General features: G+C 44.9%; 24 protein-coding genes. 18 read left to right on the top strand and 6 right to left on the bottom strand.

Annotated features, from left to right (window positions below):
* Window positions 1–471: ISAs1 family transposase (locus QUB13_RS23105; RefSeq protein ID WP_333385321.1), on the bottom strand; the 471-nt coding region annotated here is incomplete at its 3' end.
* A 71-nt stretch (window positions 472–542) separates the two neighbouring features.
* Here QUB13_RS23105 and QUB13_RS23100 point away from each other — a divergent pair.
* The 4 genes from QUB13_RS23100 (at window position 543) to QUB13_RS23085 (ending at window position 4893) form a co-directional block, all read left to right on the top strand.
* Entirely contained in the window at window positions 543–1475 is a 933-nt protein-coding gene (locus QUB13_RS23100; RefSeq protein WP_333385319.1) for a protein phosphatase 2C domain-containing protein, read from the top strand.
* Window positions 1459–3771 (top strand): hypothetical protein, encoded by a 2313-nt coding sequence (locus QUB13_RS23095; protein WP_333385315.1) that lies wholly within the window; start codon window positions 1459–1461, stop codon window positions 3769–3771. The genes QUB13_RS23100 and QUB13_RS23095 overlap by 17 nt, the downstream gene beginning before the upstream one ends.
* 127 nt (window positions 3772–3898) lie before the next feature.
* The gene (locus tag QUB13_RS23090; RefSeq protein ID WP_333385312.1) at window positions 3899–4315 is read left to right on the top strand and encodes a hypothetical protein; all 417 of its coding nucleotides are present in this window, start codon (window positions 3899–3901) and stop codon (window positions 4313–4315) included.
* Complete coding sequence (locus tag QUB13_RS23085; RefSeq protein WP_333385308.1) at window positions 4312–4893, top strand: Imm30 family immunity protein; 582 nt, start codon at window positions 4312–4314, stop codon at window positions 4891–4893. Before QUB13_RS23090 ends, QUB13_RS23085 begins: the two co-directional genes overlap by 4 nt.
* A gap of 155 nt (window positions 4894–5048) precedes the next feature.
* Here the strand turns inward: QUB13_RS23085 and QUB13_RS23080 are convergent, their stop codons facing one another.
* The 3 genes from QUB13_RS23080 to lepA form a co-directional block, all read right to left on the bottom strand.
* On the bottom strand, window positions 5049–5453 hold the full coding sequence (locus QUB13_RS23080; RefSeq protein WP_333385305.1) for a helix-turn-helix domain-containing protein: 405 nt from the start codon (window positions 5451–5453) through the stop codon (window positions 5049–5051).
* Window positions 5454–5471: 18 nt separating this feature from the next.
* Window positions 5472–6095 (bottom strand): hypothetical protein, encoded by a 624-nt coding sequence (locus QUB13_RS23075; RefSeq protein WP_333385302.1) that lies wholly within the window; start codon window positions 6093–6095, stop codon window positions 5472–5474.
* A 151-nt stretch (window positions 6096–6246) separates the two neighbouring features.
* Window positions 6247–8061, bottom strand: a complete 1815-nt coding sequence (gene lepA, locus QUB13_RS23070) for a translation elongation factor 4 (protein WP_333385298.1) — start codon at window positions 8059–8061, stop codon at window positions 6247–6249.
* Between lepA and QUB13_RS23065 the strand changes: the two genes are divergently transcribed.
* The 4 genes from QUB13_RS23065 (at window position 8036) to QUB13_RS23050 (ending at window position 13341) form a co-directional block, all read left to right on the top strand.
* On the top strand, window positions 8036–8398 hold the full coding sequence (locus QUB13_RS23065) for a hypothetical protein (RefSeq protein WP_333385295.1): 363 nt from the start codon (window positions 8036–8038) through the stop codon (window positions 8396–8398). The two genes, lepA and QUB13_RS23065, sit on opposite strands and share 26 nt — an antisense overlap.
* 25 nt (window positions 8399–8423) lie before the next feature.
* A complete protein-coding gene (locus tag QUB13_RS23060; RefSeq protein ID WP_194011332.1) occupies window positions 8424–8651 on the top strand; it encodes a hypothetical protein in 228 nt (75 codons plus the stop codon).
* 1006 nt (window positions 8652–9657) lie between these two features.
* Window positions 9658–11553, top strand: a complete 1896-nt coding sequence (locus QUB13_RS23055; protein WP_333385292.1) for an ATP-binding protein — start codon at window positions 9658–9660, stop codon at window positions 11551–11553.
* Between the two features lie 975 nt (window positions 11554–12528).
* A complete protein-coding gene (locus tag QUB13_RS23050; RefSeq protein ID WP_194011335.1) occupies window positions 12529–13341 on the top strand; it encodes a GAF domain-containing sensor histidine kinase in 813 nt (270 codons plus the stop codon).
* Between the two features lie 376 nt (window positions 13342–13717).
* Here QUB13_RS23050 and QUB13_RS23045 read toward each other — a convergent pair whose 3' ends face one another.
* On the bottom strand, window positions 13718–15286 hold the full coding sequence (locus QUB13_RS23045) for a PAS domain S-box protein (protein WP_333385288.1): 1569 nt from the start codon (window positions 15284–15286) through the stop codon (window positions 13718–13720).
* Window positions 15287–15569: 283 nt separating this feature from the next.
* Here QUB13_RS23045 and QUB13_RS23040 point away from each other — a divergent pair, with 283 nt between their 5' ends.
* The 7 genes from QUB13_RS23040 to QUB13_RS23010 all read left to right on the top strand — a co-directional run bounded on the left by QUB13_RS23040 (window position 15570) and on the right by QUB13_RS23010 (window position 23219).
* Window positions 15570–16220 carry a DUF3386 domain-containing protein gene (locus QUB13_RS23040; protein ID WP_333385285.1) on the top strand — a complete coding sequence of 217 codons (651 nt, stop codon included), beginning with the start codon at window positions 15570–15572 and terminating at the stop codon, window positions 16218–16220.
* Between the two features lie 135 nt (window positions 16221–16355).
* Window positions 16356–16595: a NifU family protein gene (locus tag QUB13_RS23035; protein ID WP_194012902.1), complete on the top strand. Its 240-nt coding sequence runs from the start codon at window positions 16356–16358 to the stop codon at window positions 16593–16595.
* Window positions 16596–16617: 22 nt separating this feature from the next.
* A complete protein-coding gene (locus tag QUB13_RS23030; protein WP_333385281.1) occupies window positions 16618–16893 on the top strand; it encodes a hypothetical protein in 276 nt (91 codons plus the stop codon).
* Window positions 16872–19118: a glycoside hydrolase gene (locus tag QUB13_RS23025; RefSeq protein ID WP_333385278.1), complete on the top strand. Its 2247-nt coding sequence runs from the start codon at window positions 16872–16874 to the stop codon at window positions 19116–19118. Before QUB13_RS23030 ends, QUB13_RS23025 begins: the two co-directional genes overlap by 22 nt.
* 280 nt (window positions 19119–19398) lie before the next feature.
* Window positions 19399–21936, top strand: coding sequence for a PAS domain S-box protein (locus QUB13_RS23020; RefSeq protein ID WP_333385275.1), 2538 nt, complete (start codon window positions 19399–19401; stop codon window positions 21934–21936).
* A 470-nt stretch (window positions 21937–22406) separates the two neighbouring features.
* Window positions 22407–22799, top strand: coding sequence for a response regulator (locus QUB13_RS23015; protein WP_333385272.1), 393 nt, complete (start codon window positions 22407–22409; stop codon window positions 22797–22799).
* Window positions 22800–23000: 201 nt separating this feature from the next.
* Entirely contained in the window at window positions 23001–23219 is a 219-nt protein-coding gene (locus tag QUB13_RS23010) for a hypothetical protein (RefSeq protein ID WP_333090233.1), read from the top strand.
* A gap of 488 nt (window positions 23220–23707) precedes the next feature.
* Here QUB13_RS23010 and QUB13_RS23005 read toward each other — a convergent pair whose 3' ends face one another.
* Window positions 23708–23851 (bottom strand): chlorophyll a/b-binding protein, encoded by a 144-nt coding sequence (locus QUB13_RS23005; protein WP_194010658.1) that lies wholly within the window; start codon window positions 23849–23851, stop codon window positions 23708–23710.
* Between the two features lie 109 nt (window positions 23852–23960).
* Here QUB13_RS23005 and QUB13_RS23000 point away from each other — a divergent pair, with 109 nt between their 5' ends.
* The 3 genes from QUB13_RS23000 to rnc all read left to right on the top strand — a co-directional run bounded on the left by QUB13_RS23000 (window position 23961) and on the right by rnc (window position 26255).
* Window positions 23961–24125: a hypothetical protein gene (locus QUB13_RS23000; protein ID WP_333385269.1), complete on the top strand. Its 165-nt coding sequence runs from the start codon at window positions 23961–23963 to the stop codon at window positions 24123–24125.
* 547 nt (window positions 24126–24672) lie between these two features.
* A complete protein-coding gene (locus tag QUB13_RS22995; RefSeq protein ID WP_333385266.1) occupies window positions 24673–25227 on the top strand; it encodes an NYN domain-containing protein in 555 nt (184 codons plus the stop codon).
* A gap of 257 nt (window positions 25228–25484) precedes the next feature.
* Window positions 25485–26255, top strand: a complete 771-nt coding sequence (gene rnc, locus QUB13_RS22990) for a ribonuclease III (RefSeq protein ID WP_333385263.1) — start codon at window positions 25485–25487, stop codon at window positions 26253–26255.
* Window positions 26256–26317 lie beyond the last annotated feature (62 nt).

The following is a 26317-nucleotide window of genomic DNA, read 5'->3' as shown; positions in this document are numbered from 1 at the left end:
AGCTGTGATTTCATTGGATTTTTTATCCACTTTAACTTGCCCTAAAACTAATCTTTGACTTGTCGCCCAAGCACTGACCATATGAATCGCTTTTTTATCTCCTCCCCGATCGTAAGAATGGCGAAGAGTTTTCCCATCAATTGCGATTACTTCTCCTGGATTAAAGCAGCTAATAGATTGAATCCAACTCAAAAAACATTTCTGAAACTGCTCCGGCTTAAGGCGAGAAAATACTCTCGCAATTGTGTCGTGTGAAGGTATGCCATTCGGTAATTCTAAAAATTTATTTAACCATTCGTATTTAGAGCGCCCGTAACTTTCGATGTCTACCCATGTATCAGCACCACAAATTACTGCACAAATTGAGATAGTAATAATATCAATTAATTCATGGTGTCTCGTCCGCTCAATCCTCGGATCTTCTAATTCGGAAAAATGGTCGGCAATGGTAATTTTAGGTTTGAGTTTCATAAGAACGAACTCTGATTAAATGTTTGGTAGGTACTCAATAATTATGCTCCAATATACCATATTCTGCTAACATGAGATTTAGATGCGTTCGCCCTGCATCAGATCACTCGGCATCTTCCGTTAGAGATGATACCACTCCTGAGCCTAACTTTCCTGTAGAAAACTACTCACCCGGAGAGATTCAAGACACCGTAGCGAAAGAGGAAACATCAACAGAGGAAGAATTTAGAAAGTTAGGCGATCGCGTCTTCAGAGTTCGCAGATTTCAAATTCAAAAGCAGGGATTGAGCAAAGCCGAATGTGAAGATAAAAGTGCTTTGAGTTCTTGTACAGCTTCGGCTCTCCGCGTAGCAGTCGCCGACGGTGCAACCGAGAGCCTATTCAGCGGTATCTGGGCGGATCTTCTAGTGAATAGCTATGTCGAAAAAGGTGATGAACTCCTCACTGCCTCTGGTTTAGAGTCTCCACATCAAGAATTTGTGCAGAAAAGTAGCCAGCAAATATTACAAATGCCCGATACACAGCATTGGTTCATGTATGAAAAGCTAGAGCGGGGAAGTCATGTAACTTTTGCTGCTGTTGAGTTTTTCAGTCCAGAGAAAATACAAGCTTTAGCCGTCGGAGATAGCTGTATTTTCTGGCGCAATGGAGAGAATGAAGAGGTAGGGATGCTGCCAGAACTATCCCCCGAAGATTTTGGTGCTTTCCCTACATCTATCTGTCACCTACCTAGAACCTGGCAAACTCTCAATCAAAAAATAATTAGAAAAGAAGTTCACCTAAAAGATGCCTTTCAGATAGTTCTTTGTACAGATGCTTTAGCTTGCTGGCTAGTAAAAGAGTTAGGTAATGATTTTGCTGCATGGGAACAACTATTTCATATTCCTGATGCTATCTATTTTACAGACTTTATCGCGACTCTACGCGAGCGCAAAGAGATCCGAAATGATGATGTAACTTTGGTGCTGATCGATGCCATACCCCTCAATGACAGACTACAATGAGGTTCTTCAAAACCCCAAAGTAGCTTTTAAAAGTCCTGAACTTCAAAGTGCGAATATTGAGCAAACACCACTGGGGCTTCCTCGTTTAGTTTCTGGTGGCTTTGCTCTGACAGCTTGTGCGACACAAACAACTGGTCATAGCAATAAATGGGCTATTCGCTGCTTTCATAAAGAAGCGCCAGACCTTCAGGAACGATATCAGCATATCAGCGATTTTCTCCAAAAACAAACTGATAATTTTTTTGTTAAGTTCCAATATGAACCAGAGAGTATTCGTGTTCGGGGAACTTGGTATCCCATTGTAAAAATGGCTTGGGTTGACGGGGATTCCTTAAATGAATACATCGAAGATAACCTCAATAACCCGCAACACCTTCGCAATCTTGCCGAGAAATTTAAGTTAATTAGCCAGCGACTCCATGAACTAAATATGGGTCATGGCGATCTTCAACATGGAAACATACTGGTTGGCAGTAATGGTCATCCTATTTTAATTGATTATGACGGGATGTATGTACCAACGATGCCCTATAAAAATAGTAATGAGATAGGGCATATCAATTTTCAACATCCTAGTCGAACTGGCTCTTTTTTTAATGCTCAAGTCGATCGCTTTTCCCTGATTATTTTGTATGTGAGTCTTCAAGCTTTAGCATCAGATTCTCAACTCTGGCAAAAGTATCATACAGGTACAAATCTAATCTTTAGCCGCAAGGATTATCAAGACTCTAATAATTCATCACTATTTTCCGATTTAAAAAATATATCTCAAATTGACTCACTGGTTAGCGGCCTTAAGAATTTATGCCATTGCGCTGTTGAGGATATTCCTACTCTTGAGGATTTTTTAAACCCCAGTATTACTCTGCCACAGCAGCGGAATCCTGCGTCTTCAGCTAATATTACAGGTTCTACGAGCAGCCCAGCAATCATACAAACGCCCTTTAAAGTATTTGCTGCCAAGGATATCCTAAAACTGGTTAGCCAAGAGGGAGAAACCATAACGATAGTGGGTAGGGTCGTAAGGGTTGGGACTGATGACTTTGGCTCTATTACTTTTATAAATTTTGGAGACTTTCGTTCTTCACAAGGCTCGTATAAGCCATTTACCATTGTAGTTTTTTCTCAAGGATTAGCAAAAATTAGAAAGGTCAAAGGATGGGATTCGACAAAACTAGAAAGCCTGACAGGACAATATGTTGAAATTACGGGACTACTTGCTATTTACCAAAAAAGATTTAGACAAGACTACAAAGTTCCTCAAATCATTTGGGAAGACCCTTATCAAGTAAGAATCATTAGCAAGGCTGAGGCTGACAAATTGCTGGTTCCACCCCCTCAAACACCAGTCAGCCCCACTCCAACAATATCAACTGGGTCTTTTTCTGCCTCATCTGGGTCAATTCCACCCAGACCTGTACCGCCATCGGCATCCTCTCCCTCGCTAACACCGACACCGATAGCAACACCAACTGGGTCTTCTTCGGGCTCATCTGGGTCAATTCCACCCAGACCTGTACCGCCATCTGCATCTTCTCCCTCCCCAACACCGACATCAATAGCACCACCAACTGGGTCTTCTTCGGGCTCATCTGGGTCAGTTCCCTCCAGACCTGTACCGCCATCGGCATCTTCTCCCTCCCCAACACCGACATCAATAGCACCACCAACTGGGTCTTCTTCGGGCTCATCTGGATCAGTTCCCTCCCGACCTGTACCGCTACCTTCAGCACAAACCAGTTCCCAAGCATCATTGCAAACTCCACCACCAACTACACCGCCAACTACACCACTAACTACATCCCAAACTCCCCCAGAGAATCAGTCTAATGGGGGTTGTGCAGTCATTTCACTCATACTCATACTAATTTCGATCGGTATAGCATTTATGATGAATTATCGACCACCAGACAATCGGCTCAAACCAGAAAAAAACCAGAAACTAGATCCTCCAAAAAATTCATTATACAATGACAATAGAGCCACATCTCAAGAGACAAACTTGCCGGATACAAATACATCAAATTCTACTCGTTTATACAACTTTCCCATGAGTTCATGTGGTGATAGCGACCCTGGCTACGTCACTAATTGGTATCCTGTATATATCAATTACAGCGAGAGGAATTTAGCAATAATTCGTGCTAATTATTGCAGAGATGCTATACCTGTGTATAGAAACTATCAAGGTACAACTTCAATTTTAGTTGCTTCGTTTCTCAACCGCTCAACTGCTCAAGAATTTGCTAATTTCATGAAAACAAAAATTGGAAGTGGAAAAGTTGGGACACAATAAAAAGCCAAATTAATTTTATTAATGATAACGCGATCGCCCTTTCCATTCACCAAAAGTAATCTTCCATGATTTACTTAAAATAGCCAACTATTTTTTACTAAAAAAAAAAGCCTCCTCAAAAATACAAGTGACAAATAACATACCTAGATTACTTCCAGGTGAAAGCACAGTCGGACAATTTGGCGACTTGAACAAAATCCGCCGCACAGGAGACAACCTTACACCCCACCATATTCCGTCCGATGCTTATATGAAACAAATAGGAATCTCTGGTTACACTAGAAACAAGGGTATTGCTATCTTGATGGAACAGCCATATCCAGGAACGGGTGGTCGTCATCGGCGCACACAATCCTATGGACAAAGACCAGACTTTAGTCTATCACCCCGGCAAGCTCTAGCTAGTGCGGTGTGGGATGTGCGATCGATTTATCGCCAAGATAGGCTGTATTCACCACAGATTAGGCGGAATTTACAACAAATCATCAAACAAAACAAGCTGGCCTGGTTGGGTACTTTTGATAAAGTGGGAGAGATAAGATGAACATTACTCAATTAATAGAAAAATTAAATGCTAATAAATTCATGCTATCTGATGAGGAAGTAATGAGTTTTGAATACACTTTAGCCGAACTTGCCCTACATCCTAATAGCGAATATTTGCCAGCACTTTATCTAGTTTTCGATGACAGATGCGAACAACATGAAGTCATGTATGGTCTCATTCATTTTCTGGAGTCTTTTGAGCTAAAAGACCAGTTGCAAGCGTTTATTGATAGCATAGACAGAATGATTGTGAATGCTAAAGAATGGACAATGATACTACTTTATGGAATTCTCAATCAGGATTTAGCCCGGAATTTATATAGCCAGATGTTACATTCTAAGCATTCTCAAAATCGGGATTTATGTACGCATTTGCTGCGCGAAATAGTTGCCAATGAATCCCCTCCTTTATCTTCCCATGCTGAGTCAGTTATTTCCGGCGCAACTGCGATCGACATTAATATTGATGAAATTCAGAGGGATCTGTCGAGCTTTATTAAACTCATCCAAAATGGGAATATCTTGGTACTCTTGCAAGACGATCGGCCAATAGCCGAAATTAAACCAATCAAATAAAGCGTGTGGCGCAAGTACAGTAGATTGCCATTTACTGTTGGGTGGAGGCGGGTTTATTAAGATTGTTGGTACTTGTTATATATTGTTGGTAAACCCGCCCCTACAGAACTTCATCACATACAATTTTCAATTAAATCGAAATGATTTCAATTTCGTTAATTACAAAACAAACTCGGCTCTACATGAAAAAAACTTCCCAGAATCAAGGCCAGCTCTTTGCCAATATCTCGATCGCCATTAACGACTTCAGACACTCTTGTTTCAGATCCCATAACTTCCACCAAATCCGCAGGTTGTAACTCTCTTTGTTCCATCAAAAACACCAGTATTGAATGAGGCGTGGCTGTGGCTGCTGGTGCATAGTATTCTTGCTCAAATTTTTCAATCAATGCAATCAGCAATTCATATAACTCGTTTTCTTCAGGAGTGCGATCGCGCTGGTGCATCAACTCTTCCACAATAGCGAGAGCATTTTCATTATCCGCTTCGTTTCTAATTATTTTTGGCTGATACTGAGACAATAACTCTTTGTATTTATCGGGATTAAAAGTAAGGGTCATTTTTCCATTTTTCCTTAATTACTCACCCATTTCTAACTTTCCCAAAACAATTAAACTTTCTAAATCTTCCACAGCATCAGGAAGGAAATCTTGTACAGCCATTCTTACCAACCGCAAAGCAGTTTCATCAGCCCCTCCCAACATCCGCGTTAAATCCCCTATATCTATACCGCGACTAGCTTTTAGTTTCATCAAAACCAAATAAGGCAATCCGATAATTGGCAACCCATCCGGGGCATTATTTGGATTTCTAATTGCCTCTCGTACCCAAGAATCCCTGGATTCAATTACATCCAAATAAGTACCATCAGGCAATTTCCAAGTGCTGCCTCCAATGCTAAGTTCTCCCGTTCTCCTGCTACCAGCTTGTTCTAATTCTCGATAAAGATTAGCAGCATCCTCAGTTAATACTAAAATATCCACATCATCGGTCATTCGTTCAGGCATATAAAGGCGAGTAGCAATCCCTCCTACTACTACAAAAAGGGTGTTTTGAATAATCGTTTTAATGTTTGTCACGGGATGATTCCAGGTTCTTTTCTTCAGAAACTCTCGACTGCTGCCGCTACCGGGACGACATCTACGCAGTGCAATTTCAATGTAAAGTTTTCGCCTTTGTTCGGGAAGCTTTAGATTTAACATGATTATATAACATTGCGATAATTATACCCGACATTTTACACCATTTTAATTTAAGCCTTTTAGGGACGGGCAAGATGCCCGTCCCACAAGAAAACAGACTCTTTGTTGGGAACAGGCCCCACGGCCTGTTCCTAACAAAAGGCCACACAAACTACGAATCGCGATCGAGCTTCAGCACAGCCATAAAAGCCTCCTGCGGCACATCCACAGTACCAACAGACTTCATCCGCTTCTTACCCTTCGCCTGCTTTTGTAGCAACTTCTTCTTCCGCGAAATATCACCGCCATAACACTTCGCCAACACATCTTTCCGCAAAGCTGGAATGTGTTCGCTCGCAATCACTTTAGCCCCAATTGTCGCTTGAATGGGCACCTTAAACTGATGGCGCGGAATCAACTCCTTGAGTTTTTCCGTCAAACCGCGGCCCACATTATAAGCCTTATCCCGGTGCACAATCATCGCCAAAGCATCAACCGGATCGCCATTAATTAAAATGTCCAACTTCACCAACGGATTTTCGCGATAACCGATGATGTGATACTCCATACTCGCATAACCGCGCGATCGCGATTTCATCTGATCGAAAAAGTCCGTCACCACCTCCGCCAAAGGCAACTCATAAACCAGCGTAGTCCGCCCCTGACTCAGATACTTCATATCCATAAAAATGCCCCGCCGATTTTGAGACAACTCCATCAGCGTCCCCACATAAGTTTCCGGCGACAGCATTTCTACCCGCACATAAGGTTCCTCAATCTTCTCCCGATACTGAGGATCTGGCAAGTGACTCGGATTGTCAATTGTTAACACTTCTCCCTTAATTGTTGTGACTTGATAAACCACAGAAGGAGCCGTAACAATCAAATCCAAATTGTATTCTCTCTCAAGTCTTTCCTGCACAATTTCCATGTGCAGCAAGCCCAAGAAACCGCAGCGAAAACCAAATCCCATCGCGCTTGAAGTTTCCGGTTCGTAAGAAAGTGCCGCATCGTTGAGTTCGAGTTTTTCTAAAGCTTCCCGCAAGTCGGGAAATTGGTCGGCATCGATCGGGAACAAGCCGCAAAAAACCATCGGCTTAGCCTCCGTATAACCCGGCCAAGGCTCCGGTGCAGGCTTTTTGACCAAAGTAATCGTATCGCCGACGCGAGCATCAGCTACGGCCTTAATTGCCGCGCCCAGATAACCAACTTCCCCCGCGTGCAGTTCGTCTACTTGAACTTGAGTCGGTGAAAGGATTCCTAATTCATCGATGACATATTCCTTACCCGAAACCATCAACAAAACCCGATCGCCCTTTTTAACACTTCCGTCCATCACCCGGAAATACACAATTACCCCGCGATAAGCATCGTAATAACTGTCAAAAATTAGCGCCCTCAGCGGTTTATCAACAGTATCCTGCGGCGGCGGCACTTTTTCGACGATCGCCTCTAAAATCTCATCAATACCAATTCCTTCCTTAGCAGAAGCCTCAATCGCCCCGCTACAGTCCAGACCGATAATTTCTTCAATTTCCCCTTTCACCCGTTCCGGTTCCGCCCCCGGCAGGTCAATTTTATTTAAAACCGGAATAATTTCCAAATTATTTCCCAAGGCAAGATAGACATTTGCCAAGGTTTGTGCTTCTACGCCTTGAGATGCGTCAACCACCAGCAGCGCCCCTTCGCAAGCAGCCAGCGATCGCGAAACCTCATAGGAGAAGTCTACGTGTCCGGGAGTGTCGATCAGATTGAGCACGTACTCCTGACCGTCCTTGGCAGTATAATTCATCCGAGCCGCTTGCAGCTTGATCGTAATGCCGCGTTCGCGTTCGAGATCCATATTGTCTAAAAACTGCTCTTTCATCTGCCGTGCCTGCACAGTCCCAGTTTGCTGCAACAGGCGATCGGCCAAAGTGGATTTTCCGTGGTCGATGTGAGCAATAATCGAAAAATTACGAATGCGAGATACAGGAACGTTAGTCATAAAACCTATCGGCAAAATATTGACTTTTGTTGTATTGTACAGAAAGCTGTTGAACGGTTGGGGAAAAGCCGATCGCCAACATCCCCTCTCAAACCTCCAATCCAGTCAGGTTGCTCTACTCCCGGGCCTTCGCCACCTCAAAAATATTGGTGAGAACAAGCTGGCGGTTGACAACAACCAGATAATTTGGTCAAATTATGGAAGCGGGACGGTCAGGGTGTACAAAACACAGGTTTTGATCCGCTGCGAATCTCTACTAGGAGTAACGCATCACTTCCTTCAAAACACTTCCTTCACAACAAAAAAGCGTAAATTCCTAGAAGGAATTGAAACTTAAGAATTAAAACTAGGATTTTTTAACTATGAGCGAGTCAAGTATATCCTCCCACAGTTCATCAGAAAAAGTGGAACTGTCCATCCATATCGATCCTGAACTGCTAGACCAAATTAAGCACTTGACCAATGACCCCAACAAAGTAATTGAAACAGCAATCAAGCAGTGGCTCAGAGGCGAACGCCGCGAAGACGATCGCGCTATGAGCTTGCGCCGCAACCCCCCAATCCCGCCCCGCGGTGAGTGGAACGACTGAGTTTCTCTCGCCCGAGACAGCGCCCGCAAATCTGCTGGCTGTGAAATTAGATCTCGCCCGCCCAAAATAAGGCTCCGAGAACCGGCAGATTTTGCCGCGAAAGCTAGAGGTTTTTCCGAACTCGCGCCGGCAAACTCACAACCTCGGAACTTTTCTTTTTTATGAAGCAAAAAATGCGCGATCGATTCCCCGGCTTGATTTGTTCGCACCCTCAAATTTTGGCGTAATTTTCCAACTATCTCGTTAATCCGTGCGCGCTACTAATTCCTAAATCTTAATTTTTATAGTTGAATTACCCAAAACTGCCGATCGCAAATAATTTTGAGTTTTGAGTTGAGTTATGAATAAAAAAATATTATTGGTAAACTCATTAATAATATCATGTCAGGTCTACGATCGCAACAAAAATGGTTCGTAGTACGTCTGGGAGTCCGTAACCAGAAAACGGACGGTCGTCCGCACTATGAACCAATTTTAGCTCGATCAATCGACAGGACACGATATAACTCAAAACGCAATGGAATCAGCCTAAAATATTTGTAAATTGTGAGTTGCCAGCTATGAATCATTAATTTAAAAACCAACATTTTTGTATTGGCTCGATATAGCAAACGCGCCCGAAAAATAGGAGGTTTTGCCATTACTAAAACACGATAGGAAGATTGCTTTTTCATTCTTCCTATCCGTTACATCCGTTAAATCCAAAACAAGCGAATTCATCTTCCATCTTCCGACTTCCATCGGACTGAAATCCCTGACATCCGTTACACAATCCGTTGCCGAACTTCCTTCTTTCTTCTTCCATAACTCACAACTTAACGATCGAAGCCCAAAACAATTTTAAGTCTTGAGTTTTAAACGATCGCCACCGCCCTGACGGTTAGGACATTCTCGCATTGCACTTTCCCCATGCGATCGATTGCAACAGAAGTCTGCCTTCTGCCTTCTGCTTCTTGCTATAAAAACTCAATACTCAAAAATCCGAATTACTTTTATCCCTAATCTGATGGACTCTAACACGGATTTCCGGCGATCGAGCCTCGCCTCTACAGCCTTTTTTGAAGAGTTAGGGGCAGAATTAGTATTTACCCAAGACGCAACGGGTCGATATCTATCTTTTTACTGGCAAAAAGCCGAACAGTACAACCTCAGTGCAGAACAAATTGTCGATCGCCCCCTCAGCGAAACCCTGCAACCAATCACCCCCGCACCTTATCTCGATCTGCTGCAGCGGGCGATCGAAACCCTTGTACCGCAACGGTTCAGCTATCCATTTTGTCACGCCGGACAATATTTTCTGTTCGATTTGACAGTCACTCCGGCGATCGACTCAAACGGCAAAGCTGCAAAAGTCTTAGTTATGGGAAGGCTGCTGTCTGACAAACCCGCAGAATTGTCGGCAGATGCCCCAGAATTCATCCCCGATCCAGCATTGCCATCTACCCCGGACGATCGCGAACAAATGCTGTATTCAGCGAATCGCATCGGTATCAGCCTCCCTTCCTACTCGGAAATCGACCGCAAAATTATCTCCGAAATCGCTAAAAATCTGCATAAAACCCTCGATTTAGAGACAATTTTGCAGCAAATAGCTAACAGTTTTGGTCAAATTTTAAATGCAAGTCGCTGCATCATCTGCTCCTCCCACAAAGAAAGTGAAATAATCGAATTTTCGCCATACATAGCCTCAGAAAATCAACACAATTTTCCAGTCTTTCCCCCCGAATTACAAGAATTAATTGCCAGCGATTGCTCGCCCCCGCTTTCGAGAAATCAAATCGACAGTCTCCAATCGAAAACTTTTAAAGTAGTAGCTGAGTACCGGCAAGAACCTTACTCTTCGATGCTCGGATTAGAACTCCGCGCCGCCGAACAGCCTGGGTGGATTCAAACTTTAGCCACTTTAAAACCCGTAGCAGTCGATTACGCCTCCCCCGTCGCCGATCCGTTCGATCGCCATTCCGCGCTCGTAGCAGCTACTTCCTATGAAGAACAACCCAATGCCCTGATATGTTTGCACCGCTGCGGCAGTTCCCCTTCCTGGAGTCCAATCGAGCTCGAATTCGCCCGCGAGTTAGTCGCTCAAGTCGGCAGCGCGATCGCCCACGCTACACTTTACCAAGAATTAGAACAAGCCCGCGCCGAAGCCGTCGCTCTTTCTCAACTTAAAAGTCAATTTCTTGCCAATACTTCCCACGAACTCCGCACCCCCCTCAACGGCATCCTCGGCTTCCTGAAACTGCTTCTAGACGGCATGGCCGATGACCCCGAAGAAGCGCACCAATTTATCGAAGAAGCTTATCGATCGGCCTTACACTTATTCAATGTGATTAACGATATTTTGGATATCGCTAAAATCGAAGCCGGCAAAATGGAGTTAGACTTCGCTCCCGTCAAACTCGGCGAACTGTTGCAGCAAGTTGAGAATTTTACACAAGTTCAAGTGCAGCAAAAGCGATTGCAATTTCAAATTCAAATACCCGCTGCTGAGGACGAAATTGTGGTATACGGCAACTACCAACGCCTGCTTCAGGTAATATTGAACCTCAGCGGCAACGCAATTAAATTTACCCGAGAAGGAGGAATTCGCATCAGTGTCGAAGTTATCAAAAAAAAGGTAACTTTTTACAACCAGCAGTTTCCCGGAATGGTGAAAATCCGAGTTGCTGATACTGGAATTGGGGTTTCTCTCGACAAACAAGATAAATTATTTGAGTCGTTTTTTCAAGTGGACGGCGATCGCACCAGGCAATACGGCGGCACGGGTTTAGGATTGGCTATTTCTCAAAGACTAATAGAAGCAATGGGGGGTACAGTAAATTTTTACAGTATGGGGGAAGGACTAGGTTCGACTGTTACTTTTACTGTGCCGCTTTATCAAGAACCACTCTTTAAAAATTAACAAGGGGCAATCGGCACATTGAAGAAGGAAGTTCAGCGTACTCGAAGTATACAAGATTTAACTGAGGTAATCGATAGGAAGAATCAGGAATAAGCAAGAAGGATTTATAGTCTTGGACACAAAACCTTTATCTGTAGTGTAAGCAATACCAACCTTACTGCTATTTAACAAATTTCAAGGATGGATCTTGAGGGAATTAAAAATCAGGAATCAGGAATAGGCAACAAGCAAAATATAGCTATTCGTGCATGGCTTATATCAAATCATCTCTTCATCGGAATAGTAAATTCACTGTGAACAGTGAACAGTGAACAGTGAACATCATGTATGAGTGCAACCGGAATTAATATTACTTCCGTTTCGTCAATCAAATTTATCGATATTGGGTGATTTTATCGCACACAAACTATATTGCCAACAGCAGTATTAATTTTTACTTTGTCCGCAGTCAAACTCCCTCATATCAAATCCTCTTTTCATCGGAATAGTAAATTCACAGTTAACAGTTAACATCATAACGAGTGCAACCGGAATTGATATCATTTGGTGTTTTGGACTCAGATCGATCGCCCCCGTCGATGAGGGGTCTCACCCAGAATTTGCATCACCCGAATCCGATGGGTACGACTCAAAGCTCCTGTGTGTCAGTCTCCATGAGGATTTACACACCCGAATATACCCCTCAAATAGCCCACCTTACAAAAACTTAATGTCAACCTATAGGACTGATTAAGGTTGCCAATCCTCTAATGCAAACGACCATCGAGAAAACTTGGCACTCCAAATTGTATGTGAGAATCATAAAGACCCTGTAAAGCAACTGAGACTAGGTAGTAATCTTTAACTGCCTGTGTCAAAATTTGAGTGTAAACGTAAGTCCCAAGTAGGACAGCCGGAGTCGGGCAAATTCAGTAAATTCCTGCTCTATTGGTGCAGTGGTAAACTGGTTGCTAGTCTGGTACAAAAAGGGTTGCTATGAATCAGCAAATATCAGCTCAATCGCAAAAACTTTTACTCCAAATTGGCAGAAAGATTCGTCGAAGCTTGGATCTCGATACTATTTGGCAGCAAACAGTTAACAGTCTGGGACAAACACTAGGCGTCAGCCGTTGCATCATGTGTCCCTATCCAAATTCTAGCCTGCAAGTCAAAGTAGCTGCTGAATACTGTCAAGAACCATTTCTACCCATGCTGGGAATGGAAATCTCGCTGACGTCAGCACCTCATTTCATTCAAGCTCTAGCCACCCTCGAACCGGTGGTAATAGAGTCCTTTAAAGCCGACGATATTTTTCAGAGACAGTCGTTGCTAGTGGTAGTTACGGCTTATCAAGAGCAACCTAATGGCATAATTAGCTTGCACCGGTGCGAGGGCGGATCGTCGAAGAAGGGTGGTAAGGCCGATCGACCTTGGACGAGTGGCCAGATCGAATTCGTGCAAGAACTTGCCGATCAAGTCGGAAGCGCGATCGCCCTCGCCACCCTCTACCAAGAGAGCAACCAGCGAGCACAAGGAATATCCCAGCTCAAAAAGCAATTTTTGTTTAGCGCCTCCCACGAGCTGCGAACTCCCCTAAATCACATCATCGGCTATCTTCAACTAACCCTAGACGATCAAGCTGAAGATCCGATAGAGGAGAGAGATTTTATCCAAGAAGCTCACCGTTCGGCGATCCACCTTTCTAAGGTAATTTCAAATATCTTAGATTACATTCAGTTAAGTGAAGTTTCCCAGACTCCGTCAGAGTTAGCCGCTTTCAGAAACAAGGAGGAATCTCAACACCAGTAAAAATTCGACCGCACATTAAAAAAGTAGACTATTTACCGTGCCGACAAGTATTCTGTCTCAAAAAATTGACATTTGCATCTATAGATTCCTTAAATAAAATCGGTTGCTGGCGACTCAATTATTTGTAGGTCATTAGGGTTTTATAAAAAATAGGATAGCAGCAGCTACTAAACATAACATCCAGATGTATTTATCATATTATGTGCGATCGAATTAATCCATAAAATAGGTTTGTAGTGAAGATTTTAGTCCTCATAAAGCTCAGAGGACTAAAGTCCTCACTACAAACTTGTAAGCATTATTTTATCCCAATGATATTGCTATGCGAAGATTGTAATTTCGCACCTTTGATATCTTTAAACTCTGCTTGATGGAACTAAGAATCGCCCTTTTTCTTTGTAGTTTCGGGAGGGCTGACATAGCGCGCCCAAAAAGGTTCTTTCATATTTTTGATCGCTGCTAGTTTTTGGCGTTCCTCCTTTATGTGGTTGCGTTCTGAAAAGTCAGAAAATATGTTGATAATGCCAATGGTTTCGCCGCCAGCACCTCGCACCGGTGCCGCCCAAAGCCAAACATCGATCGAACTACCGTCCTTTTTCAACAAACACACTTCCAAACCTTTGTGCAGTAAGCCATTACGCGCCGATGTCAGTAGCGCGGAAAAATTCTGCTTTTGTCCTTGAAGAATATTCGGTAAAGGTTGCCCCAAAGCCTCCGCTGCAGTCCAGCCAAAAAGTTTTTCGGCGGCACGGTTCCAGATAATAGTACGGCCATCATTGCCGGTACAATTAATCGCTAGCGGTGCTGATGCCACCTGCGCTATCATTAATTCGTTCGCGAGTTGTAGTTTTAATTCTACTTGCTTGCGATCGGTAATTTCCTGACAAGCGCCCCACAAACGAACAACCCGCCCTTCAGCTTTGTCCCAAACCGCTTGCCAGCAATCGTACACCCAGTGCACCTCGCCTTTTTTATTAACAATTCGGTACTCGTTTGCTCCCGTGCGGCTGAAACTACAACCTTCTAACTGTTTAATTAACCTTTCCTTGTCATCGGGATGAACGAGTTGGGAATTCCACCAACCAAACGATTCTAATTCTTCAGGAAGCACGCCCGTGAAGCGCTCAAAAGCTTCTGTAGCCCACTCGCCCACAAACTTGCCGTCTGGGAGTCCCTTAAAAGAATAGGCAAAATCCGAAGTGCTTTTTGACATAACTAAGTAGTGCGATTCCGACTCTCGGAGTGCGATTTCTGCTTGCTTGCGTTCTCGGATTTCCCGCGAGTTAATTATAATTCCCTGCACGCTAGAATCGTGAACCAAACTATTACCTATCGCCTCCACCCAGATCCAAGAACCGTCAGCGTGGCGTTTCCGATATTCGATCGGCCCGGCAATTCCCGGCTCTTGTAGCAATTTGCCAAAATAGGTCTGCCAAGCCAGCAAATCGTCTGGATGGATTAACTCGCCGTGAAACTTACCAATTTTTTCTTCTGAGTTGTAACCCAAAACCCGCTGCAGAGCTCCGCTGTGGTATCGGACTCCCCCGTCGGAGCCGATAATACTAATTATATCGGGAGAATTCCGCAGGATAGCTTGCACCTTGGCTTCGCTTTTAGTTAATGCTTGATTGTCCCTGCGGTGCTGGCTAATTTCTTTATCTAACTGCTCCTTTAGCTGTCTAATTTGCGTTGCTTGCTGCGCGACTGTGCGTTCCAAGAGGCGATTGTTTTTTTCTAGTTCAACCAGCTTAGCCTCGTTATCGCTCGCGTTTTCTAACTGGATGCTGGCTGCCACTTCCTGCAAAGAATTTGATAACTTTTCTACAGTTTTTGTAAAAATAGCCTGTTGTGGGAGTGGCAATTCGCTAGCTTGTTCTTGCAACTTTTTTAAGTATTTGTAGACTGTTTCTAACATTTTATTAATGGGTAATCTAATAGTTTCCACAGGCGCAAATTTTCTCAAAAAAAGACATTTTTTTTCAAGATGATCTATAACTAAGACTGGTGTAGCGCGATCGATCGCGAACTCAACAACCAGCTATGTTTTAAGTTTATTTTCGATCGTAGCAACCGACAAAAAAAGTAAATTTTTGTTGCGCTCAAATCAAGATCGCAGCAGCAACCTGAAGAAGTGCTAGTGCGAGAGTCGGGAAACCGCCTATGCGCTGAATGTGGGGCCAGCCGGCCCTTAAGCTAAACTAGATGGGTGTCAACACAAAGAGGAATTTATGTCAGAGCAAGCCAACGCTCGCGATTTGTTTCGCGCTGCTTACGAACACCGCTACACCTGGGATGCGAACTTTCCCGGCTACAGTGCCGATATTGAACTCAAACAAGGCGACGAAGTATATACGGGCCATGTTTCCATCAAACCAGACATGAGCGTGGAAGTCAGCGGTATTGCAGACGAGGAAGTGAAGCAGAGCGTTTACACCCAAATGCGGGACATTGTTACCCACCGCAAGCGCTCATCATTTGAACAATCTCACGGCAAAAATAGCTTCACCCTCGGCGAGAAGGACAGCAGCGAGGCGGTGGATATTCTAGTGAAAGGCGACTCAATGGGCTCGAATTATAAAATCCGAGGTCTGTCAATTTGTCAAGTCAGCCGGGTGATGGGTCGCATGGCTTTCGTCATTGACACGCACAAAAGCTTGGAGACTCCCGAAGGTTCTTTGGCTAGCCACTACGATGCGGTTTTCCGCAACCCCGAAACCAACGAAATCATCAGAGAACTAGAATTTGAAGATACCTTTGACAAAATAGGCGACTATTATGTCATGACGAAGCAAGTAGTGCGATCGAAAGAAAAAGGTCAACTGACAACAACCGAATTTAACTATTCCAACATCAAACTGCTGCAACCAGCAGTAGTTTAATCTTACAGACTGGGGTGCGCGGCCCGTCGCCCACCCTAAAAATCGAAGTTGCGCGTCCAAGACGGCTGGATTTGGCAGCAACTCAGGCTACGATCGAATAAACCCAATATCAAGAAATTATTTCAGAGGCAAAATATGACGACACTAGCACTAACCAGAGATAACGTGGAAACAGTTCTCGATGAACTGCGTCCCTACCTGATTTCCGACGGCGGCAACGTCGAACTCGTAGAAATCGACGGCCCGGTAGTACACTTGAGACTGCAAGGAGCTTGCGGCTCTTGTCCGAGTTCCACAATGACTCTGAGAATGGGTATTGAACGCCGCCTGCGCGAAGCAATTCCAGAAATTGCCGAAGTCGAACAGGTAATGTAATTAGTTAGTTGGCAGTTGGTAGTTGGCAGTTGGTAGTTGGCAATTGGCAGTTGGTAGTTGGCAATTGGCAGTTGGTAGTTGGCAATTGGTTGTTGGTAGTTGGCAATTGGTAATTGGCAATTGGTTGTTGGCAATGGGCCCGAAAGCATTAACTAATAACAGTCAACAGTCAACAGCCGACAGCCAACAGCCAACAGCCAACAGCCAACAGTCAACAGTCAACAGTCAACAGTCAACTGACTGTTACCTTTTTTTGAATTACCATTACCAAATGCGATGTCTCACCCCCTTTACGTAGCCTTCATTTGGCACCAACACCAACCGCTGTATAAATCCCGAGTATCCGCTACAGCAAAAGAAGCTCAATACCGACTGCCTTGGGTGCGCCTGCACGGAGTCAAAGACTATTTGGATTTAGTGCTAATTCTGGCAAAATATCCCAAACTGCATCAAACAGTAAACCTGGTTCCGTCCTTAATTTTGCAGATAGAAGACTGCATCGCAGACAAAGCATTAGATCCTTACTTGGCGGTAACTCTCAAGCGAGCCGATGATTTAAACATCGAAGAAAAAGAGTTTGTTTTAGAACACTTCTTTGATGCCAACTACCACACCCTGATTCAGCCACATCCCCGGTACGCTCAACTCTACACTCAGCGACAGGAAAAAGGCATTCAGTGGTGCTTGGAAAACTGGACTGTCCAGGATTTTGGGGATTTGCTGGCGTGGCACAATTTAGCTTGGATCGATCCGCTGTTTTGGGATGACCCCGAGATTGCCGGGTGGCTGAAACAAGGACAAGGTTTTCGCTTGGCAGACAGAAAAAACATCTACGCAAAACAAAAAGAAATACTGTCAAAAATCATTCCCCAGCACCGTAAAATGCAAGCTGAGGGACAGTTGGAAGTCTCCACAACCCCCTACACGCACCCGATTTTACCGCTGCTTGCCGACACCAACAGCGGCCGCGTAGCTATTCCTAACATGACGCTGCCAAAACATCGGTTTGAGTGGGCAGAAGATATTCCCAGACATTTGAGAAAATCCTGGGAAATGTATCAAGAAAGGTTTGATTGCCAACCGCGCGGTTTGTGGCCGTCGGAACAGGCGGTTAGCCCGGAAATTTTGCCCTACATTGCTAAACAAGGTTTTAAATGGATTGTCTCGGATGAGGCAGTATTGGGGTGGACAATTAAACAGTTTTTTAACCGGGATGGGGCGGGGAATGTTTACGAGCCAGAATTGTTGTATCGCCCTTATCGTTTAGAAACTCCTGATGGCGATTTGGCGATCGTATTTCGAGACCACAGATTGTCTGATTTGATTGGGTTTACTTACAGTTCGATGGAACCGGAAAAAGCAGCGTCAGATTTGGTGGGACACTTGGAGGCGATCGGCAGAACTCTCAAACACCGACAGTCAAGCGGCGAAACAGCTTTAGAAAATCCCTGGTTGGTGACGATCGCCCTTGACGGCGAAAATTGCTGGGAATTCTATCCCGAAGACGGCAAACCGTTCTTAGAATCGCTCTATGAAACCCTCAGCGACAATCCAGATATCAAATTAGTCACAGTTTCGGAATTTCTCGACAAATTCCCAGCCACCGAAACAATACCCGCAGCCCAACTGCACACAGGTTCCTGGGTAGACGGTTCCCTGACAACTTGGATCGGCGATCCGGCAAAAAATCGCGCTTGGGACTTGTTAGGGGCCGCGAGACAAATGCTGGCCAACCATCCAGAAGCCACGGAAGAAAGCAATCCCGAAGCTTGGGAAGCGCTTTATGCGGCCGAAGGTTCCGACTGGTTTTGGTGGTTTGGCGAAGGCCACACGTCAAATCAAGATGCTATGTTCGATCAGTTATTTCGCGAACACGTAGCAGGAATTTACGAAGCTCTCGGCGAGGCTGTACCCCCGGAAGTGCGGCGGCAAGTAGAGGCGCATCACGCGGCTGGCGATCGCGAGCCGCTGAGCTTTATTCACCCGATTATCGACGGTATCGGCAACGAACAGGATTGGGACAAAGCCGGCCGCATTGAAATTGGGGGAGCAAGGGGTACGATGCACCGGAGTTCGGCAATTCAGCGGCTTTGGTACGGAGTCGATCACTTGAATTTTTACCTCCGCGCCGACTTCAATGCTGGGGTGCGGCCGGGTATTGATTGCCCGCCGCAGTTAAACTTGTTCTGGTTTTATCCCGATCGCACGATGCACAACAGTCCGATCCCACTGTCGGGTTGGCCCGACGAAGCACCGCTCAACTATCGGTTCCACCATCAGTTAGAGATTAATTTGCTGACGAAATCGATTTGGTTTCAAGAAGCAGGAGAGGGCGATGAGTGGCATCCCCGCATCAGCAGAACCCAAGTGGGACTGGATAAATGTTTGGAGATAGCAGTACCCTGGGCGGATTTGCAAATTATGCCAGACTGGCAAATGAAGCTGATTGCGGTTTTATCGGAAGGGGAGCGTTATTCTAGTTGTATGTCGTTCGATTCTTTGATTGCGATCGGAATGCCGTAAAGAGTCAGTAGTCAGTAGTCAGTAGTCAGTAGTCAGTAGTCAGATTATGTTTGATTGTGTCCGGTAGGTTGATCGCGAAAAAAGAGGTTCGATCGTTCGGACTTTAGTCCTGTATTTTCCGAGGACTAAAGTCCGAACGACAAACCAGCTAGAAAAGAGGTTCGATCGTTCGGACTTTAGTCCTGCATTTTCCGAGGACAAAAGTCCGAACGACAAACCAGATAGCAAGTGAATTCAGATGAAATTAAATCATTATTTATGAGGAAATAAATCAAATTCAATGAACCGCATTTTGCTCTTGGTCGATCGCCACCAACAACCTAATTTGCTGATCGCACACCTCAACACTCAACATGAGGTGATCGTACCCGATCGCACTTGCGAACCAAACTCAGAAGTTCACATTCCTAAAATTGCTTTTGACTTGTGCATTCTCGACGAGGCAAATTTCGATCGCCTCGGGCCGCTGATAGAAGCATTAAAAACAGCCGCCGAGCCGATATTTTTACCGTTTTTGCTCCTCGGCACATCCCAAACCCCCGCCCTCACCGAGCCGCATTTTGGGCAGCAAACAGAAAAACTCGATCGCCGAATTGACGATTTAATCGCAACTCCCGCAGATGCAGCCCAACTGCACTTGCGGGTAGAGAATTTGTTGGCCCGCAGGAAGCTGTCGCTAGAAGTCCACAGACTCCAAGAAATAATTAAACAACGCACTGTTAGCGAAAGTTTGTTAATTGATTCGCTGCAAACGGCAAACAAAAACCTGCAACAGGAAATCGCTAAGCGGGCCGAGGCAGAAGCTGGACTGCGAGAAAACTTCTATCTCGACTTGCTGATGAATGCCATGCCAGATATTGTCTGCTTCAAAGATGGCGAAAGCAGATGGCAGGAAGCAAATCAAGCAATACTGGAATTGTTTGAGCTATCAGCAGATGAATACCGCGGCCTGACAGATTCTCAACTAGGAAAACTCAGCCCTTTTTATCTGGAGGCGCTACAGGCGTGCGAGGTGAGCGATCGAGCCGCGTGGGAAAAAGGTACGCTTTCTAGGGGTGAAGAAGTGATTCCCCGATCGAACGGTACTGTGAAAATCTACGACGTGATTAAAGTACCTCTATTTCACCCTGACGGCAGACGCAAAAGTATCGTGATTTTGGGCCGCGACATCACCGAATACAAGCAAGCTAGAGATGAACTCGTCCGCTTAGCGTCCATTGTCGAGTCCTCTGACGACGGGATAGTCGGCAAAACCCTCGCCGGGACAATTCAGAGCTGGAACGCAGGAGCCCAGAAGATTTACGGCTACTGTGCGGCGGAAGTTAAGGGGAAGTCGATCGAAATTTTAGCAATACCCGAACGCCCCAAGGAAATGCCCCAAATTCTGGAGAATATTCGGGCTGGAACCACTATCGACCATTACGAAACCGTACACTTACACAAAAACGGCGAACAGATAGATGTGTCCCTGACGATTTCTCCGATTAAAGACGCTAAAGGAATGGTGACGGGGGTTTCGACAATCGCTCGCGACATCAGCGACAGCAAGCGAGTTGAAAAAGCCCTAGAACAACTCCGCCACCAAACAGAAATGATTTTGTTCTCCGCCGGGGAAGGCATTTGCGGGTTGAACAAACAGGGAAAAGTAACTTTTGTCAATCCGGCGGCGGTGAGAATGGCCGGCTGCGGCTCGAAGGAATGGATCGATCGACCGCTCTATGAAACCATAAACCGTTATCCCGAAGAATGCTCGCGGGCGATCGAGCTTTTGTCGCCTGCAACTGTCATCAATTCTGCTTCTGAACTTGTCGCCGACTACGCCGCCACGCCAACGGGAAAACTGCCCTTGCGGGTAAGTTCTCAAATTTTAGACACCTTAGCAGACGGAGAGGTTCGGCGCGTTAATGATGAAGTTTTTTGGCGCGTTGACGGCAGCACTTTTCCGGTGGAGTACGTTGTCGCTCCGATGCGAGAACAAGGCCAAATTATTGGAGCCGTGGTGACTTTTAAAGATATCACCGATCGGCTTGCCGTCGAGCGCATGAAAGATGAATTCATCTCCGTTGTCAGCCACGAACTGCGGACACCGATGACTTCGATTCACGGCGCTCTAGGCCTCCTCAACAGCGGCTTGCTTGACGTTCACCCCCACAAAGCCAAGCGGATGCTGGAGATTGCTGTCACTAATACTGACCGCTTGGTGCGCTTGATCAACGACATTCTCGATTTAGAGCGCATGGAGTCGAGTTACAGCACTGCCGTCAAACAAACTTGCAATGTTGCTGAGCTGATGTTGCAGGCGGCTGACGAGATGCAGGGCATGGCGCTACAGGCGGGAGTTATTTTGTCCGTCAGGCCTGTGGAAGCTCTGTTGCGGGCTGTGCCCGATCGGCTAATTCAAGCCTTGACAAATTTGCTCAGCAATGCTATTAAATTTTCTCCTTCAGGGGCTACGGTTTGGCTGAGCGGGGAGTTGATGCACGATCGGGATTTGACAGCGCGATCGGACTCGAAGTCGCGATCGTCTCCTCATGCTGTCGCCACCAATCCGCACTTGTCGTCCGTGAGTTCGTCTATCGTGATTGCTGTCAAAGACCGAGGGCGGGGCATTCCCGCAGACAAGCTAGAGATTATCTTTGAACGCTTTCAACAGGTGGATGGTTCTGATTCTCGCCAGAAAGGAGGTACTGGTTTGGGGCTGGCTATTTGTCGCAGTATCGTGCAGCAGCACGGGGGCAGGATTTGGGTAGAGAGTGTTTTGGATGAGGGCAGCACTTTTTTCTTAAGTCTGCCAATTCTCGGAGAAGGGCAAAGTTAAGGGAAGGCAGAAGGTATTCGATTTTAGATTTTAGATACTTCGGCTTGCTTCGGCTACGCCAGCCGACAAGTCGCGAGCGTACAAGTTTTTGATTTTAGATTTACTTGCAGCAGGGTTCGTAGTGTGGACTTTAGTCAGCAGCTTTTTCGGACTAAAGTCAGAACGATCGAACCAATCTTATTGCTGTCAATTGACCGGATACGATATTACAGCTAAGGCCGGCAAAGTTATATTAAAAAAACCAGGTTTATTTGGTAATTGCAGTGCGTCCAAGATTGTCATTTTTGCGAGGATAGATGCGCCGGAACGGCCTAAAATCGGGATTTGAGGTCAAAAAGCCGATTTTTAGGGTGGAAAGATTTTACTGTTTTAAAAATTTAGTGTAAAGTTCGATCTGGCAAAACACTTTGCTTTACCAAACATTCACATTTCGCCTTTAATCTGAGAATAAGTTCTGATTGTTAAAAAAAATGTTAATTTTGAATTCCAAGCGCATCTTGGTAATTGACGATGCGGAAGATATTCGGGAAGTGGCTCAAGTCAGTCTTGAGGTGGTGGGGGGCTGGGAAGTTTTGACGGCGAGTTCTGGCCGCGAGGGTGTGGCTAAGGCTCTTGCCGAACAGCCTGACGCTATTCTTTTGGATGTGATGATGCCGGATCAAGACGGGCCTACTACTTTTAAACAGTTACAAGCTAATGATGCTACGCGGCACATTCCAGTAATTTTATTGACGGCTAAGGCTCTCGCTAGCGACAGGCGAATGTTCGCAGATTTGGGCGTTGTCAGTGTGATTGCTAAGCCTTTTGAACCGATGGTTTTGGCTGCTATGGTGGCTCAAGCTTTGGGCTGGGAGGAAGCATAGGTTGATCGCCCCTATTGAATTCTGTAGCCTTTAAAACAATTACTCCTGCTGAGCGATCGGATAAATAATAATTAGCAGGAGTATTTTGCTTTTTGTAACAAGTTGCTCATCTTCATAAGTTCTTCAGTTTTTAGTTTTAGTTTTAGTACATGGTCGGGGATCGCTCCTGACAGTTGGCAGACACCTTTGGAGAAGACGACTATGCCCTCAGCTTACATTTTACTACTGATAGTTTCTCTGGCAGCCGTCTGGATTTACTGGCAAACCTCTCAAGATATTTTTGTACTTGTGGCTGTGGCCGGACTAGGTTGTTTTCTTTGGGGTTTTTCTGTCGCGCCTTGGATGGTTCAGCTTCTGATTGTGATGTTACTGCTGAGTCTTCAAAAGTGGTACTTACGAGACACTCAACGTTGTGAGTGAAAAAAAAATTTGTTGTGTCTGAAATTAATATCCGCCTGCATTCGTGAATCTCTGCAATGAATTGCCGATCGCTCCACATCTTAAATAAGGTTTAAAATATCATGAATAGTTGCCCTTGTTGTTCTTCTACACTGCTCCGCCACGCTCGCCACAATCGCATTTACTGGTTCTGCTCCCACTGCAGGCAAGAAATGCCGGATCTGTCGGAGATGATTTTAAATAACAGTCTGCGGTCTCGCCAACGGGACGGTTTAGTGAAGCTTCCTGCTTTGACTCGTACATCGAGGATGTTGGGTTCGGTAGGAATTGCTTAGTGAGGATAACTATTCAGACGAAAAAAAATGATAGTACCATCGGTTTTAATTTTTCATAAAAAATGCAAAATCCCCTTCGTTATCAATGAAGGGGACTTATTAGCGGGGGGGCGATCGCACTTGTAAAGGGGGTCGATCGCCACAAATTACAGCTATTTTATGGAGTTAAGCTGATTACATCAAACCGATTTGAGAGAGAATGCCTTGACCGGTGAGGAGTTCGGTAGCTAAGCCGATCACAAAACCTAGCATTGCCAAACGACCGTTCCAAGTTTCAGCAAACTCTGTGAAGCCTACTTTTGCGTCTTTGTTTTGCACGATCGGATACCTCGTTTAATTTCAACCTTATGTAACTAAACTTAACACAACAGTAGAAACATTGCAACATATTTTTACATTTAGTTTTCAAATGTTGGCGATAAGCGGGATGGGCCCACGGGGAGAGGGGTTTGTGGGCGATCGCACTTGTCGGGGGAGAAACCGGGTTTCTTGGGATATTTCTCGTGACTCGTCGCCAACACTCCTAGAAACCCGGTTTCTGAGGGCGCGTAACTGGCGGTATCAGGTGGGCGAAAATCTTGCTGAGATATAAGGATGTCAGAAAAACTATTTTAACTTAATACTTGACATCCAATAGTTAAAACGTTATGTTAAAGGCAGAGCTAAAACTAAATATCGCATTTAAAGTTAAGGAATGTTGATTGAGTCGTCTTAGCTACAGGATTTATAGCAATCCCAAGTCAGTTATGAACGTGGTTCAGGCTTCTAGCCTGGATGGGTTCTCGGGCCCATGCCACAACTAATTTAGGATTGCTATAGAACTGGGACAAGTTTCTAGAAGCCCTTTGAGGGGAAAGTCAGTCTAATGTCGTTTTAACAAGTTGATACAAGCTTGAAAACATTAAAACATTATTTTGTTCAATTTCCCTTCAACGGGCTGCTACCAAACTCGTTCCAGTTCAGTAAATCCTGTAGCTCAGACGTTAATCAAACCCCACCAAATCACAGTGTTTTGTGGTAAGAGATTGTCCTGTGCCGAAATGTTCATTTTTGAGCAAATCCACAGGCAACGTTCCATTAATCCTAGATGCGTGATATGTCGAGGCTGTCCAGTCAACCTAATTTTAGGAAATAATACAATGGCGGACAATCATCGAACCACAGGCCAACAAAAAAGCCAGTCTCAACCAGTTGCTATACTTTGGGATGGTCAGAACGTTCAGTTAAAGCAAAAGGAAGCTGAATTATTGGTCGATTTTGCCAAATCTAAAGGGCGTTTAGATTGCAAAAATTTTTACTATAACTCGCAGCACAAAAATCAAGTTGACAACAAAAATCGGGCCGAAAAGCTTGGTTTTAAAGGCATTGATGTCCCCGACAGAGACAAAAACAGTGCAGACAAGCAATTAGTGTTTGACTGTACTCAACTATTTGCAGTTAAGCCTTCTCCTGCAATAATTATCCTAGTTTCAGGAGATCGGGACTTTGCAGGTTTAATCACCATTTTAATAGCTTTGGGTAAAACCGTTATCGTTTTTGCACGACGCCAAAGTGCTAGAACACAACTGATTAACCTGGTTGGTGAGAATAACTTTCATGATGTAGACGAATTACCCAGTTTGTGTGCAGGATTGAAATCGCAACTAAAAAATCCCAAACAGTTGTCAATAGAAACCAACCGATTATCTGCATAAAGCAGCACAGTCCGCCAGGGAATCAATTCCCTGGCTAATAGCGAAAGTCGGTTGAAACCGACCGAAAACAGTGTAAAAAAATATAATCTTCAGTCCTCTAAAGAGGACTTCAGCTATTAGCCGGGGGTTTAAACCCCCGGCGGACTAACGGCAAAAACGCGAAATATCTGTTAAAATCAACCTCGTCGCAGATAGCAAAAATCCAGTTTATTTGATAAACTAGATGCTCCAAACCAACCGCTATTTGCGGCTCCTTCATGTCTGCCAACATAACAATACCAAACTCCAAAAGCAATAACAATTACCAAACTCCCATGCGACCGACTAATCAAACACAAGAACTCGAAATAACCATTCCCGAATTCAACAATGAAAAACTGCTGCGCCAAGCCCTAACCCACCGTTCCTACGTCAACGAAAACCCCACATTCCGCGAAGAAGACAACGAACGCTTAGAATTTCTCGGCGATGCTTTGCTGACATTTCTCAGCGGCGAATATCTCTATCAGCGCCACCCAGAAATGGGAGAAGACGAAATGACTCGCCGCCGTTCTGCATTGGTAGATGAAAAACAATTAGCCAGATTTGCTACGGAAATTGCTTTAGACTTAAAAATGCGGCTCGGAAAAGGAGCTTACCGAGAAGGCGGGATTACCAACCCCAATTTGCTCAGCAGCACCTTGGAAGCATTCATTGGTGCGTACTATCTCGATACGCAAGACATGGACAAAGTTCGCAATTTTGTGTGGCAAATGTTTGATTCTGTTCCCGACAATGTTGTGGAAACGCGATCGACTGTAGACTCGAAAAACCGATTTCAGGAGTGGGTACAAGCCAACGGTGAAGCGACTCCGCCCAAATATGCGACAGTCCAAGAAGGAGGTACACCCCACCAGCCCAAATTTCTCGCTAAGGTTTATGTTGCAGAGAAATGCTATGGAGAAGGGAAAGGCAAAAGCAAGAAAGATGCTGAGAAAAATGCGGCAGAAGATGCGCTAGCAAAGCTCAAAAAACGCGGACTGATCTAAACGTGCAAATATCAGTAACAACTACTAGCTTTTTTGCACGATGACACAATGGGGCGCGCTTC

The sequence above is a fragment of the Microcoleus sp. B4-D4 genome (genome assembly GCF_036705185.1).
Lineage (GTDB): Bacteria > Cyanobacteriota > Cyanobacteriia > Cyanobacteriales > Microcoleaceae > Microcoleus.
The sequence above is the reverse complement of the archived record's forward strand: the minus strand, read 5'-3'. Positions and strand labels throughout refer to the sequence as shown.

What these genes read in the sequence shown, in the direction of transcription:
- QUB13_RS23065 (WP_333385295.1), top strand. Translation starts at nt 8,036, where the DNA reads ATGCGAGATACAGGAACGTTAGTCATAAAACCTATCGGCAAAATATTG.
- rnc (WP_333385263.1), top strand. Translation starts at nt 25,485, where the DNA reads ATGTCTGCCAACATAACAATACCAAACTCCAAAAGCAATAACAATTAC.
- QUB13_RS23055 (WP_333385292.1), top strand. Translation starts at nt 9,658, where the DNA reads ATGGACTCTAACACGGATTTCCGGCGATCGAGCCTCGCCTCTACAGCC.
- QUB13_RS23000 (WP_333385269.1), top strand. Translation starts at nt 23,961, where the DNA reads ATGGGCCCACGGGGAGAGGGGTTTGTGGGCGATCGCACTTGTCGGGGG.
- QUB13_RS23020 (WP_333385275.1), top strand. Translation starts at nt 19,399, where the DNA reads ATGAACCGCATTTTGCTCTTGGTCGATCGCCACCAACAACCTAATTTG.
- QUB13_RS23075 (WP_333385302.1), bottom strand. Translation starts at nt 6,095, where the DNA reads ATGTTAAATCTAAAGCTTCCCGAACAAAGGCGAAAACTTTACATTGAA.
- QUB13_RS23100 (WP_333385319.1), top strand. Translation starts at nt 543, where the DNA reads ATGAGATTTAGATGCGTTCGCCCTGCATCAGATCACTCGGCATCTTCC.
- QUB13_RS23035 (WP_194012902.1), top strand. Translation starts at nt 16,356, where the DNA reads ATGACGACACTAGCACTAACCAGAGATAACGTGGAAACAGTTCTCGAT.
- QUB13_RS23040 (WP_333385285.1), top strand. Translation starts at nt 15,570, where the DNA reads ATGTCAGAGCAAGCCAACGCTCGCGATTTGTTTCGCGCTGCTTACGAA.
- QUB13_RS23080 (WP_333385305.1), bottom strand. Translation starts at nt 5,453, where the DNA reads ATGACCCTTACTTTTAATCCCGATAAATACAAAGAGTTATTGTCTCAG.
- QUB13_RS23085 (WP_333385308.1), top strand. Translation starts at nt 4,312, where the DNA reads ATGAACATTACTCAATTAATAGAAAAATTAAATGCTAATAAATTCATG.
- QUB13_RS23095 (WP_333385315.1), top strand. Translation starts at nt 1,459, where the DNA reads ATGACAGACTACAATGAGGTTCTTCAAAACCCCAAAGTAGCTTTTAAA.
- QUB13_RS23050 (WP_194011335.1), top strand. Translation starts at nt 12,529, where the DNA reads ATGAATCAGCAAATATCAGCTCAATCGCAAAAACTTTTACTCCAAATT.
- lepA (WP_333385298.1), bottom strand. Translation starts at nt 8,061, where the DNA reads ATGACTAACGTTCCTGTATCTCGCATTCGTAATTTTTCGATTATTGCT.
- QUB13_RS23025 (WP_333385278.1), top strand. Translation starts at nt 16,872, where the DNA reads ATGTCTCACCCCCTTTACGTAGCCTTCATTTGGCACCAACACCAACCG.
- QUB13_RS23015 (WP_333385272.1), top strand. Translation starts at nt 22,407, where the DNA reads ATGTTAATTTTGAATTCCAAGCGCATCTTGGTAATTGACGATGCGGAA.
- QUB13_RS23060 (WP_194011332.1), top strand. Translation starts at nt 8,424, where the DNA reads ATGAGCGAGTCAAGTATATCCTCCCACAGTTCATCAGAAAAAGTGGAA.
- QUB13_RS22995 (WP_333385266.1), top strand. Translation starts at nt 24,673, where the DNA reads ATGGCGGACAATCATCGAACCACAGGCCAACAAAAAAGCCAGTCTCAA.
- QUB13_RS23010 (WP_333090233.1), top strand. Translation starts at nt 23,001, where the DNA reads ATGCCCTCAGCTTACATTTTACTACTGATAGTTTCTCTGGCAGCCGTC.